The sequence below is a fragment of the Enterobacter sp. T2 genome (assembly GCF_010692925.1).
Lineage (GTDB): Bacteria > Pseudomonadota > Gammaproteobacteria > Enterobacterales > Enterobacteriaceae > Enterobacter > Enterobacter kobei.
In genome coordinates this window covers 1,585,455-1,597,774 of sequence record NZ_CP048736.1, presented here as the reverse complement: position 1 = coordinate 1,597,774, position 12,320 = coordinate 1,585,455, and the positions used below count along the sequence as shown (strand labels likewise).

11 protein-coding genes are annotated in these 12,320 nt (G+C 55.3%); 1 reads left to right on the top strand and 10 read right to left on the bottom strand.

The window, feature by feature from the left end; translation table 11 throughout:
* Positions 1 to 780: a tRNA uridine 5-oxyacetic acid(34) methyltransferase CmoM gene (gene cmoM / locus G0034_RS07515; protein ID WP_014883226.1), complete on the bottom strand. Its 780-nt coding sequence runs from the start codon at positions 778 to 780 to the stop codon at positions 1 to 3.
* Positions 781 to 904: 124 nt separating this feature from the next.
* Here cmoM and elyC point away from each other — a divergent pair, with 124 nt between their 5' ends.
* On the top strand, positions 905 to 1,684 hold the full coding sequence (gene elyC, locus G0034_RS07510; protein ID WP_047343761.1) for an envelope biogenesis factor ElyC: 780 nt from the start codon (positions 905 to 907) through the stop codon (positions 1,682 to 1,684).
* On the opposite strand, the gene G0034_RS07505 is transcribed toward elyC, so the two are convergent.
* The 9 genes from G0034_RS07505 to rpsA form a co-directional block, all read right to left on the bottom strand.
* Positions 1,661 to 2,554 carry a YcbJ family phosphotransferase gene (locus G0034_RS07505; protein ID WP_179120682.1) on the bottom strand — a complete coding sequence of 298 codons (894 nt, stop codon included), beginning with the start codon at positions 2,552 to 2,554 and terminating at the stop codon, positions 1,661 to 1,663. The two genes, elyC and G0034_RS07505, sit on opposite strands and share 24 nt — an antisense overlap.
* 142 nt (positions 2,555 to 2,696) lie before the next feature.
* Positions 2,697 to 3,443: a 3-deoxy-manno-octulosonate cytidylyltransferase gene (gene kdsB, locus G0034_RS07500; RefSeq protein ID WP_014883223.1), complete on the bottom strand. Its 747-nt coding sequence runs from the start codon at positions 3,441 to 3,443 to the stop codon at positions 2,697 to 2,699.
* On the bottom strand, positions 3,440 to 3,622 hold the full coding sequence (gene ycaR / locus G0034_RS07495; protein ID WP_006174474.1) for a protein YcaR: 183 nt from the start codon (positions 3,620 to 3,622) through the stop codon (positions 3,440 to 3,442). The genes kdsB and ycaR overlap by 4 nt, the downstream gene beginning before the upstream one ends.
* Before the next feature lie 45 nt (positions 3,623 to 3,667).
* Complete coding sequence (locus tag G0034_RS07490) at positions 3,668 to 4,897, bottom strand: winged helix-turn-helix domain-containing protein (RefSeq protein WP_176260480.1); 1,230 nt, start codon at positions 4,895 to 4,897, stop codon at positions 3,668 to 3,670.
* Between the two features lie 44 nt (positions 4,898 to 4,941).
* The gene (gene lpxK, locus G0034_RS07485; RefSeq protein WP_023332548.1) at positions 4,942 to 5,919 is read right to left on the bottom strand and encodes a tetraacyldisaccharide 4'-kinase; all 978 of its coding nucleotides are present in this window, start codon (positions 5,917 to 5,919) and stop codon (positions 4,942 to 4,944) included.
* Positions 5,916 to 7,664 (bottom strand): lipid A ABC transporter ATP-binding protein/permease MsbA, encoded by a 1,749-nt coding sequence (msbA, locus tag G0034_RS07480; protein WP_014883220.1) that lies wholly within the window; start codon positions 7,662 to 7,664, stop codon positions 5,916 to 5,918. The genes lpxK and msbA overlap by 4 nt, the downstream gene beginning before the upstream one ends.
* A gap of 36 nt (positions 7,665 to 7,700) precedes the next feature.
* Positions 7,701 to 9,965, bottom strand: a complete 2,265-nt coding sequence (locus G0034_RS07475; protein WP_087529470.1) for a ComEC family protein — start codon at positions 9,963 to 9,965, stop codon at positions 7,701 to 7,703.
* 213 nt (positions 9,966 to 10,178) lie between these two features.
* On the bottom strand, positions 10,179 to 10,466 hold the full coding sequence (gene ihfB / locus G0034_RS07470; RefSeq protein ID WP_008499965.1) for an integration host factor subunit beta: 288 nt from the start codon (positions 10,464 to 10,466) through the stop codon (positions 10,179 to 10,181).
* A 170-nt stretch (positions 10,467 to 10,636) separates the two neighbouring features.
* Positions 10,637 to 12,310: a 30S ribosomal protein S1 gene (rpsA, locus tag G0034_RS07465; protein WP_008499966.1), complete on the bottom strand. Its 1,674-nt coding sequence runs from the start codon at positions 12,308 to 12,310 to the stop codon at positions 10,637 to 10,639.
* Between the last annotated feature and the right edge of the window lie 10 nt (positions 12,311 to 12,320).

The window sequence follows — 12,320 nt, the reverse complement described above, 5'->3', positions numbered from 1 at the left end:
TTATCCTTGCATCTGCGGCTTGTGCGCGGTGACGTGAATATAGCGGCCAAGGCTGACAAATGGCTCCTGACGGCAATACCGCGTTTCTAATTCTGTTAAGGTGTCAAAACAGTCACGCTGTTTGTGTTTTTCACGCAGATAATCATGAAACACCCTGACGCCCGTTTTCCCGACAATCTGCCAGCCAATCTCTTCCAGCCAGCCGTAAACCTGCTGCGGATCGCGCGGATAGTCCGGGGAAAGCGTGCGCTTTTTCTTTTTAGGCATCCCGACCTGCACATAGTCAAAGTTACCTGCAACCATGTTGTGCATCAGGAAGCCGTTAGCATTGTAGAACATCAGCGACAGCGTGCCGCCCGGGCGCAACATCGACCACAGGGTTTGTAACACGCTTTGCGGATCGGCCACCCACTCCAGCACCGCATGAAACAATATCAGATCAACCTGGGTTTCCAAATGCTGTGCGATGTCCTGAGCGGCGCATTGTATAAAATGCATGTTGTCGCTCACACCTTTCTCATCTGCAGCACGCGTCGCACGGGCGACCATTTCAGCCGAAAGATCGCAAAGCGTGACGTGATGACCGCGCTCGGCCATTTTTATCGCCGTCTGTCCTTCGCCGCCACCGGCGTCCAGCACGCGCAACGTCTGGTCGCCAAAAGTGGCCAGAATGGTGTCCAGATCCTGCCAGAGGATCGTCTGACGGAGCTGCCCCTTTGTGGTGCCATAAATGTTGCGCGAAAACTTTTCCGCGATGTCATCAAAATTGCGATCCCGCATTGGGAGAGTTCCACTCGCTAACTGCAAAACCGCTATTTTGTCACACCCGCGCGGAGAATGAACCTCTCTGGTGTAATATCACCGGTAATCACCTGCTGTATGGTCAAAAAAGGAACCAAAAAGGATGCTTTTTACCCTTAAGAAATACATTGGAGGGATGATGCTTCCCCTTCCGCTGCTGCTCATCATCATCGCGCTAGGGCTGGCGCTGGTGTGGTTCAGCCGCTTTCAGAAAAGTGGCAAAACGCTCATCACGTTCGGCTGGCTTGTCTTACTGCTGCTGAGCCTGCAACCGGTCGCGGATGGCCTGTTACGCCCCATTGAAGATAAGTACCCGACATGGCAGGGAAATCAGAAAGTGGAATACATCGTGGTGCTGGGCGGTGGATATACCTGGGATCCTGACTGGGCCCCCAGCTCGAATCTGATCAACAACAGCCTGCCACGGCTAAACGAAGGGATTCGCCTGTGGCAGGCGAACCCGGGATCAAAAATGATCTTCACCGGCGCCGCAGCAAAAACGAACCCGGTGAGTACGGCTGAAGCGGGTGCCAGAGTTGCGGAATCCCTCGGCGTACCGCGTTCCGCTATCATCACCCTGGACAGTCCTAAAGATACCGAAGAAGAAGCCGCTGCGGTGAAGCAGGCGATTGGCGATGTTCCATTCTTGCTGGTCACCTCCGCCTCACACCTGCCACGGGCGATGATTTTCTTTGAAAAGCAGGGCCTGCACCCGCTTCCCGCACCGGCAAACCAGATGGCAATCAACGCGCCACTTAACCCATGGGAACGCGTGATCCCCTCCCCGATGTGGCTGATGCATAGCGATCGCGTCGGCTACGAGACGCTCGGCCGTCTCTGGCAGTGGCTGAAAGGTTCCTCAGACGAGCCAGGGCAAGAGTGACTTAGCCGCGAGATCGAAGTTTGCGCGATTGAAACGCCCGGTATTGACCAGTTGCGCGACTTCATCCCAGAGCAGGTACAACCAGCGCCGCCAGAGAAACGCTTCGGCAACGGGCGCACGCTGAAGGTAGTGCCACAGTAACCCTTCTGCCGCCGCGCTGTCGCTGAGCCTGAACAACTCATATTCACGTGGGGCCCACAGCATTATTCCAGGCCCCAACATCGCCAGCAGCTGATCGCTGCGGGAGTCTTTCAGCATACTCCGCAGTGTAAAATTGCCGTGGATCAGCACGCAGTTATCATTAAAACCGTCGAACAGCGCTGGCAAGCACTCACGAGTGCGAAAAAGAATACGTTTGTCCTGCATGGTCAAACCGGTGTTATTAAACTGGTTGAGCGTTCCCCACAGCACTTCCACCCGCTGGCGATACCACAGCGGCCACAGGTTCTCCTGGGTGCTGTCGACAGGCCCCACGAGCCCACGGCTATCCTGGCGATGCCAGGCCAGCAGCGCCTCGACAATCTGGTCTTTCAGCTGCTCCCAGCGTTCCGGCGTGCGCGCGGGTGCTTCAACAGGCACGCCGCGTAAACGCTCTATCAACAGGATATCGGGGCCAGGGTGTTCCTCGTGCGTCATGACGCCGTACACGGTCGGCATTCGGACGGTCCCCTCCCGCGCCAGCATCGACATTTTCCAGGCGAGCTGCCTGGCAACACCCGGCGACGTGAAACTTCGCGCCATCAGCGGCATTGGGTTTCCCTGACTGTCATACAACGACCAGAGCGCGGTATCGGCCTTTTCACTCACACACTCGACCCGGCTTAATTTCTCACCCAGCAGATGGCTAAGTTCGGCACGCAGCTGTTCCATATGAGATTACCCCCATTAATGCTACTGCTTTTATAATGAGCGCGCAGAATGAAGATGTCACCCGGTAGAGATCAATCAGGGAAAAGAAAAGCGAAAATTGTGGCGAGAGGACATCCCTCCGAAAGGAGGGATGCAGGCGGTATTAACGTAATTCGGCGCGAACGCGCTCAAGATCTTCCGGCGTATCAACGCCAGTGCCTGGTACTTCTTTGGCAACAGCAACGTGAATTTTCTCGCCATACCAGAGCACACGAAGCTGCTCCAGCATTTCGATATGCTCCAGCGGGCTGGGTGCCCAGGTGACATAGCGGCGAATGAAACCGGCGCGATAGCCGTAAATCCCTAGATGGCGCAGGAAGGAATCCCCGATGGTCTCTTTCGAGAGCGCAAAGCGGTCGCGATCCCATGGAATGGTGGCGCGGGAGAAATAGAGCGCATAGCCTTCGGCATCCATCACCACTTTCACCGCATTCGGGTTAAATGCCTCTTCAGCGTGGTGAACAGGCACCGCAAGCGTCGCCATACCCACCTGACGCTGCGCCAGGTTTTCTGCCACCTGACGGATAATAACGGCCGGGATCATCGGCTCGTCGCCCTGCACGTTCACAATGACGGTATCATCGCTGAAACCACATTTCTCAACGACTTCGGCGAGACGCTCGGTGCCGGACTGGTGATCGACGCGGGTCATGCACACTTCACCGCCTGCGGCTTCAACCGCACGGGCGACGTCCGGATGATCGGTGGCAACAATCACGCGATCGGCTCCGGATTCACGGGCGCGTTCAAGGACGTGCACAATCATTGGCTTGCCGTTGATATCCACCAGCGGTTTACCCGGCAGACGCGTTGAGGCATAACGCGCAGGAATAATGACAACAAAACTCATGGTTTGCTCTCTTCTGCCACCAGGGAACGGGCTTCGTTTTCCAGCAACACCGGAATGCCGTCACGCAGCGGGAAAGCCAGACTGTCCAGCTTGCAAATCAGCTCCTGTTTGTCCTGGCTGTAGTAGAGTTTGCCGTTGCACACCGGGCAGGCAATAATTTCAAGTAAACGGTGATCCATAGTTCCTCCGTATGGGTAATCGCTAAAGCTTAACACATTCCTTTTTCAGGGCGTGTCTGTTTCCCAGCCACTTCGACAGGATATAAATAACCCTTCGGGAACGCGTCCCAGCGTGACGTCGCGAGCCCCCTGCCAGAGGGCGAACTCGCTAATGGCGGACGTTAAGCCCTTCTCCAGACTCGCCGTCACCCTGACCCCCTCTTCCAGATAGAGCGCAATGACTTCAAGCGTGCCGGTTTTGCGGTGCATTTTGGCATCCATGCGCCCGACCAGCCGCCCCTTATGCAGCAGGGGTAAAACAAAATAGCCGTACTGACGCTTTGGTGCCGGGGTATAACACTCCAGCCGGTAGCTGAAATCGAACAACTGTTCGGCGCGTTTTCGGTCCCAGACCACCGGGTCGAAAGGCGACAACACTGCGCTGTGGGTTGCCTGGAGCTTTCCGTCCAGCGCCTGGGGCAGCAAAGGAAGGAGATCCGCATGCAGCCACATCTCTCCCAGCGTTTCTACCGTGACGGGAATGACGCGCTGTTCGCGTTGCCACATCTCCAGCAGCGGCTTCAGCGCGGGCTGGCGCAGGCGGTAATAATCTGCCAGCCATTGCGGCCGGAAAATGCCCAGACTGCGGGCGCTGTTTTCCAGCATGATGGCCTCGGCAGCCTCCTGGGTAAGCAGGTCACGCTCGTCGTCCCAGTGAGGCATCACGCGCTGGGTCAGGTCATAGACGCGCTGAAAATTACGCCGTTCAATCACCATGACCTGGCCGGAGGTGAATAACCCTTCAAGATGACGTTTGTGCGGTTTCCACTCCCACCAGCCGCTTGTGCCTTTTCGCGGATGTTCAAAATCAGCGGAACGCACTGGCCCCTTTTCCTGAATATGGCCGATCAGTTGCTCTATTTCGGCCGCGTGCTCCTGCATCCACGCCTGTCGGTATTTCCAGCCCATCTTTTCAGGGGCAAGCATGCGGTGACGCACCAGGGCAAAATCGCTGCGGGGCAGGAAACAGGCTTCGTGCGCCCAATACTCCATGAGATCCCCTTTGCTGAGCGCCTCATCCAGCCAGTGAGAGGGATAGTGGCCCAGGCGGCTGAACAGCACCAGGTAAGGGCTACGGGCAACAATATTAATGGTGTCGATTTGCAGCAGCGACATGCGCTGGATGGCAGAGAGGATATCGGCAGGCTGTGCGCGGCGACGGGGCTTTTTGAGCAGCCCCTGCGCGGCGAGGTGTAAATGACGTGCAGCTGTAAGCGAGAGTTGCGGTAAAGACATGCGTTTTCCTGTCAGTCAAAGCGCCACCAGAACCGCGTAAGCCCTCACTGCACTAACGCAATCAGTTCCTTGAGCAAGTGTTCCGGCTGCTCGCCGCTGAGTTCAGCGTCAACCGGCAGATACCACCAGTTTTCTTTCGCAAAGGCACGGCATTTCACCGCATCTTTTTCGGTCATAATGAGCGTCTGTCCCGACGCCGTGAGCGCATCAACCTGCTCTGCCACCAGCGCCTGATGGTCAGCCAGTGGAATGCGTTTTTCAAGCCTGGCACCACACTGCTCAAGCGTTGCGAAGAAGCGCGGAGGATGACCAATCCCTGCCATTGCTACCAGCGAAGGCAGCTCAGCAACCGCCCGGCGTTCACCCGTCACCAGGTTTATCGCCAGTCCCGGCAACAGGTGCATAGGGATTTCACCCGCTTTTGCCTCACCACCGTTTACAATCACCGCATCAACGGACTTCAGACGTGAAGCGCGTTCACGCATAGGGCCGGCTGGCAGCCACCATCCGTTACCGAAACGGCGAACCCCGTCGATGACCACAATCTCTTTATCACGCGCCAGCGCGTAATGCTGCAGACCATCGTCAGTGATGATAATTTGTACCGCGTGTTCGGCAAGCAGCGCCTGCACGGCGTCGCTGCGAACCGGGGAGACTGCCACCGGCGCGCCAGTACGCTGGAAAATCAATACCGGTTCATCACCCGCTTCGGCAGTGGTGGTTTTCTCTGCCAGCAGCAGTGGGTACTGCGCCGCTTTACCGCCATACCCACGCGAGACCACACCCGGGCGGATACCGCGTTTTTGCAGCTGTTCCACAAGCCAGATCACCACCGGCGTTTTACCGTTGCCGCCCGCCGTAAGATTGCCCACAACCACAACCGGCACTGGCGCACGCCAGGCCCGCTTGATCCCCAGACGGTAAAGCAGACGAATGATGCCGCTCACCAGGCCGTAAAGCCAGGAGAGCGGCAAAAGCAGCAGCCACAGCGGGGATTCACCGGACCAGATGCGTGCAATCATTCGCCGAACTGCATCTTATGAAGCTGGGCGTATACGCCGCGATGTTCCAGCAAAGCTGCGTGGCTTCCGCGTTCAACAATGACGCCATCCTCAACCACCACGATCTCATCCGCCTGCTCGATAGTCGACAGACGGTGTGCAATCACCAGTGAGGTACGGTTCTTTTGCAGTTCGTCCAGCGCCGACTGAATAGCGCGTTCAGATTCGGTATCCAGTGCGGACGTCGCTTCATCCAGAATCAGGATTGGGCTGTCACGCAGCAGCGCGCGCGCAATCGCAATACGCTGACGCTGACCACCGGACAGGAGCACGCCATTTTCACCAATGATGGTATCCAGACCGTTATCCATCTTGTTGATAAAGTCCATCGCATAGGCCATGCGTGCGGCATTCTCGATCTGCTCGCGGCTGTACTCGTCAGTGCGCGCATAAGCGATGTTGTTGGCGACCGTATCGTTAAACAGATGCACGTTCTGAGAAACCAGCGCAACCTGGTTACGCAGCGACTGCAGGGTGTACTCCCGCAGGTCGTGACCGTCCAGGAGAATTTCACCTTCGTTGATATCGTAGAAACGGGTGATGAGGCTGGCAATGGTGGATTTACCGGAGCCAGAACGGCCTACCAGCGCCACCGTTTTACCCGCCGGAATCGTCAGGTTGATATTGCGCAGAGCGGGCGTATCGCGGCCCGGATAGGTGAAGGTCACGTTGTGGAATTCAACATCGCCACGGGCGCGCTCAATCTCGCGTGTACCTTCGTCTTTTTCCTGCTCGGAATCCAGAATGCTGAACAATGTCTGACAAGCCGCCATCCCGCGCTGGAACTGGGCATTCACGTTAGTCAGAGATTTCAGGGGACGCATCAGGGCGATCATCGAGGAGAAGACCACGGTGATGGTACCCGCCGTCAGCGTCTCCATCACGCTTGGGAAGCTTGCCGCATAAAGGACAAACGCCAGCGCCAGCGAGGCAATCAGCTGAATGATCGGGTCAGAGATGGAAGAGGCCGAGACCATTTTCATCCCCTGAAGACGCATTTTGTTGCTGACTTTGTCAAAGCGTTTGGTTTCGACGTCCTGGCCACCGAAAATTAACACCTCTTTGTGTCCTTTCAGCATCTGTTCGGCGCTGGTTGTTACCTGCCCCATCGTATTCTGCATATTTTTACTGATATTGCGGAAACGCTTGGACACAACGCGGATGGCAATGGAGACAACCGGAGCCAGAACGATCAGGATGAGCGACAGCTGCCAGCTGTAATAGAACATCATGATAAAAAGGCCGATGATCGACGCCCCTTCACGCACGACGGTAATCAACGCGCTTGAGGAGGAGGACGCAACCTGCTCTGAATCGTAGGTAATACGGGACAGCAGTGTCCCCGTAGACTGCTTGTCAAAGAATGAGACCGGCATGCCCATCATGTGGCTGAACAGACGACGGCGCATGGTCATAACCACTTTCCCGGATACCCAGGAGATGCAGTAGCTGGAGATATAGCTGGTGATACCACGTAAGATCATCAGCCCGATAACCACCAGCGGCATCCATAGCAACACTGAGCGATCCGTTTTACCAAAACCGTCGTCCAGTAACGGTTTAAGGAGCGATAACATAAAAGTATCGCTGGCTGCGTTGAGGATTAACGCTACACCCGCCACGATCAAGCCTGCTTTAAAAGGTGCAATCATCGGCCAGAGTCGGCGGAAGGTTTGCCACGTGGAGAGATCTTTGTCGTTATGCATTCAAAAAACCAGCATTTGTTGAAATAGCCGCATATTCTACCCGTTATCTACGGGCGCGCCAAACCACTGATGATACCAACGTGGTAAAAATTGATCCCGCAAGCGCCGGATTTGCCAGCGATGTTGCGAGAATGTCACCGATATTTGCCCGGAATGGGGGGTATCTTGCCAGATATACCCCTCTTTTCGATAACGTCGGACCACATTCGCCGACGGAAACCGCCAGGCGTTATAGCGGGCTGCTGAATCCAGCGCAATGTTTCCCTCCACCCGTTGTACCAGCGCCAATGACGATGAGGTATTGCTCCCATGATGGGGAACCTGGATTAACGTCGACGTCAGATGTTGCCAGTAATGGCTAAGCATAGCCTGTTCTGCTGGCGCTTCAATGTCTCCCGTCAGCAGTATACTCTGCTCACCATCGTCCACTTTCACCACGCAGGAGCGGTTGTTTCCCCGAGCCGGGTCATTTTCCAGGGGCCAGTGAACGGTGAAGGTTAATCCCTGCCATCTCCAGCTCTGCCCACGAAAGCAGGGCCGATGCCCCGCCAGACGTAATGGACTTCTTACCCACATCTCCGGCCATGCTTTTTGCAGCGATGCGAGACCTCCTGCATGGTCAAGATGTTCATGGCTGAGAATCACGCCATCTGGCCGCAGATGGTGCCAGCGCAGCCAGGGGATAATTAACCGCTGTGCGCTATCTCCCCCTGGCCAGGCGAGCCCGGTATCATAGAGAATCGCTTTTCCCTGCCGTTCGATGACCATGGCCAGCCCCTGCCCCACATCCAGCATATGTAGCGTCCAGGCATCACTTTTAGCCGTTCGCAAGAGGGGAAATGCCAGTAACAGACTCCCAGCCAGACACACGGCTGGAACGGTTTTCCAGGCTCGCAAACGCCAGCCGATGATAATAAGCCAGGGCAGTAGCGTCATGTACTGCCAGCGCTGATCCACACTCTGCCAGCCGTCTGGCAAGCGCATCAGTAGCCAGAACAACCCGGCAAGGGACTTATCGGCTGCAAACCAGATGGCACTTTCCATTCCCCCCAGCGGTAACAGATGGAGCAACATACCGAGTAAAATCAGCGGTACGCTGACAAACGTCACTATCGGCACGGCAAAGAGATTGGCGACCAGAGAGGAGATACTGAAGCCGTGGAAAATCAGCACCTGTAACGGCATGAGCAACACCAGCATGCCGACCTGCAGATAGATCAGATTAAGTAGTGGCCGTATGCGTCGGGCCCACTGCCAGCGAGGAAGAGGCAGCCACTGAAACCAGAAAATCAGCGCCGCGACGGCAAATGCGGACAGGAGCAGACTTTCAGAAAGTATGGCTAAGGGATCGCTTATCAGGATCGCCGCGACACAGCAACACCATACCTGCCACGGCGACCATTGGCGAAAACCGATTCGCAGCGCCGCCAGCACGGCAAGTGCGATGACCGTTCGTAGTGCAGGAGGTTGCAGACCGGTAAGCCAGGCGTAGAAAGCGGCGAAGAACAAGCCGGCCAGGAGTGGCATTTGCCAGTGGACCCGGTGGCTGGGGAATATAAACTGGATCGCACGCGCGAGTAACCAGACGAGGGATGCCGCCAGCGTGATATGCAGGCCCGAAATCGCCATCAGATGCAGTGTGCCGGTTTCACGCATCAGGTCTTTTATTTCTCGGGGGACATCCAGACGCTCTCCCATCCCCAGCCCGAGGATAACCGCTCCCCAGCGATAATCAGAAAGTCGGTTTTGCAGCGACATCAGGTATTGCGCTCGCAGGCTGCAGTGTCCATCAACAAGTTCCGCATGGGTGAAGCGCCCGCTCAGCGTTTGGTGTCGGGCAATGGCGCTGCGTTGGGGATCATAGCCTCCGTCGTTCAGCTCGCCGTGTGCAGGTCTTAGCCTGAGCATCATCGCCCAACGCTGGCCAGCACATGCTCTCTGTGGCAAATAATTGCCATACAGCGTTACGCCAGTGGACGCCCACCAGCGCCGGCCGTTTACGGTACGAATCTTTCCCTGATGCTGAGTTGCACCATCAGTGGCGGTGATCTCTACCTCGGCCTGCACGGCTCCCGTGGTTAAATGCTGCATCGGCCAGACGCTCTCCTGCGCGGCCAGAAGGCCCCACGCGCAAAATAACAGCGCGGTCCCCACATACTTCAGGCGCACGTTTTGACATGTGCCCAGAACCACCCCGCCCGCCAGCATTATCCAGACGGTATAGCGTGATGGCAGTTCAGGTAACCAGAGTAACGGGGCTATCGCCAGAATGGCGCAGATACATAAAGCGGGAATTCCCATTGCTACCTCCCTGTTTCAGGGGGCAGTATGCTCGTGGGTGATGCGGCTCGTCAGTTGTGAAGAAAAGGATTTACAGCAAGCGCAGCAAGGTTTTTAACAGGTTGCAGAAAACGCAGCGGGAAATGCGGGGTGCCTTCCAGAAGAAAACGACAGGAACAAAAAAAGCACCCGCAGGTGCTTTCTTTCGAACCCAGTTTAACCGGCTGGCTAAACTCAGTTGCCGTAAATATTGGCGCGATCGCGCAGTTCTTTACCCGGTTTAAAGTGTGGAACGTACTTACCTTCCAGCTCGACTTTATCACCCGTTTTCGGGTTACGCCCGGTGCGTGGAGCACGATAGTGCAGAGAAAAACTACCGAAACCGCGGATTTCAATGCGCTCGCCCTGGGCAAGAGTGGAGGCCATATGCTCCAGCATCTCTTTTACGGCATCTTCCACTGCCTTGGCAGGGATATGCGGTTGCTGACTGGCAAGTCTTTCAATCAATTCTGACTTGGTCATGATTCCTCCGGTTCCTTTCAAACCAATTAGCTGAACAGCTCATTAAACAAGGGCGGCCGTAGCCGCCCTTTGTTATTGATTACAGGACGGATCCTGTAATCTGTCAAGTTTGCTCTTCATCCTTCGCGCTTTAAATGCGTTACAGCTCAAATGATGCTGAGAACCTGATATTACTCGCCTTTAGCTGCTTTGAAAGCTTCAGCCATTGCGTTGTTAGAGAAGTTTGCATCTTCCTGTTTGTTAACAGTTGCGATTGCATCTTTCTCATCAGCTTCGTCTTTAGCACGAACAGACAGGCTGATTGCACGGTTCTTACGGTCAACACCGGTGAACTTAGCTTCAACGTCGTCGCCTACGTTCAGAACCAGAGTGGCATCTTCAACGCGGTCACGGGAAGCTTCAGAAGCGCGCAGGTAACCTTCAACGCCGTCAGCCAGCTCTACGGTTGCGCCTTTAGCGTCAACTGCAGTTACTTTACCGTTTACGATTGCGCCTTTCTTGTTCAGTGCAACCCAGTTGTTGAACGGATCTTCTGCGAGCTGTTTAACGCCCAGAGAGATACGCTCACGCTCTGCGTCAACCTGCAGAACAACTGCAGCGATTTCGTCGCCTTTTTTGTATTCACGAACTGCTTCTTCGCCTGCAACGTTCCAGGAGATGTCAGACAGGTGAACCAGGCCATCGATGCCGCCGTCCAGGCCGATGAAGATACCGAAGTCAGTGATAGACTTGATTTTACCTTCAACACGGTCGCCCTTGTTGTGGGTTTCCGCGAACTGCTGCCATGGGTTGTTTTTGCACTGTTTCAGGCCCAGGGAGATACGACGACGTTCTTCGTCGATATCCAGAACCATCACTTCCACTACATCACCAACGTTAACAACTTTGGATGGGTGGATGTTTTTGTTGGTCCAGTCCATTTCGGAAACGTGCACCAGGCCTTCAACGCCTTCTTCGATTTCAACGAAGCAGCCGTAGTCGGTCAGGTTGGTTACGCGACCAGTCAGTTTAGTACCTTCTGGGTAACGCTTAGCGATAGCTACCCATGGATCTTCGCCCAGCTGTTTCAGGCCGAGGGATACACGAGTACGCTCGCGGTCGAACTTCAGCACTTTAACAGTGATTTCGTCGCCCACGTTCACGATTTCGCTTGGGTGCTTAACGCGTTTCCACGCCATGTCGGTGATGTGCAGCAGGCCATCAACGCCGCCCAGGTCAACGAATGCGCCGTAGTCAGTGAGGTTCTTAACGATACCTTTGACTTCCATGCCTTCCTGCAGGTTTTCCAGCAGCTGATCGCGTTCTGCGCTGTTTTCGGATTCGATAACGGCACGACGGGATACAACAACGTTGTTACGCTTCTGGTCCAGCTTGATGACTTTGAACTCAAGCTCTTTGCCTTCCAGGTGCAGGGTGTCACGGACTGGACGAACGTCTACCAGAGAACCTGGCAGGAACGCACGAATACCATTCAGCTCAACAGTGAAGCCACCTTTAACTTTGCCGTTGATAACACCGACCACAGTTTCAGCTTCTTCGTAAGCTTTTTCCAGGGTGATCCATGCTTCGTGACGTTTAGCTTTCTCACGAGAAAGCAGGGTTTCACCGAAGCCGTCTTCTACTGCGTCCAGCGCAACGTCAACTTCGTCACCAACCTGGATTTCCAGCTCGCCCTGGGCGTTTTTGAACTGCTCTGCCGGGATGGCGGACTCAGATTTCAGACCGGCGTCAACCAGTACTACGTCTTTGTCGATAGCAACAACAACACCACGAACGATGGAACCCGGACGGGTTTCGATTTCTTTTAAGGATTCTTCAAACAGTTGAGCAAAAGATTCAGTCATGTTTAATCTT

Coding starts and splice junctions, on each gene's coding strand:
- cmoM (WP_014883226.1), bottom strand. CDS start 780: ATGCGGGATCGCAATTTTGATGACATCGCGGAAAAGTTTTCGCGCAAC.
- elyC (WP_047343761.1), top strand. CDS start 905: ATGCTTTTTACCCTTAAGAAATACATTGGAGGGATGATGCTTCCCCTT.
- G0034_RS07505 (WP_179120682.1), bottom strand. CDS start 2,554: ATGGAACAGCTGCGTGCCGAACTTAGCCATCTGCTGGGTGAGAAATTA.
- kdsB (WP_014883223.1), bottom strand. CDS start 3,443: ATGAGTTTTGTTGTCATTATTCCTGCGCGTTATGCCTCAACGCGTCTG.
- ycaR (WP_006174474.1), bottom strand. CDS start 3,622: ATGGATCACCGTTTACTTGAAATTATTGCCTGCCCGGTGTGCAACGGC.
- G0034_RS07490 (WP_176260480.1), bottom strand. CDS start 4,897: ATGTCTTTACCGCAACTCTCGCTTACAGCTGCACGTCATTTACACCTC.
- lpxK (WP_023332548.1), bottom strand. CDS start 5,919: ATGATTGCACGCATCTGGTCCGGTGAATCCCCGCTGTGGCTGCTGCTT.
- msbA (WP_014883220.1), bottom strand. CDS start 7,664: ATGCATAACGACAAAGATCTCTCCACGTGGCAAACCTTCCGCCGACTC.
- G0034_RS07475 (WP_087529470.1), bottom strand. CDS start 9,965: ATGGGAATTCCCGCTTTATGTATCTGCGCCATTCTGGCGATAGCCCCG.
- ihfB (WP_008499965.1), bottom strand. CDS start 10,466: ATGACCAAGTCAGAATTGATTGAAAGACTTGCCAGTCAGCAACCGCAT.
- rpsA (WP_008499966.1), bottom strand. CDS start 12,310: ATGACTGAATCTTTTGCTCAACTGTTTGAAGAATCCTTAAAAGAAATC.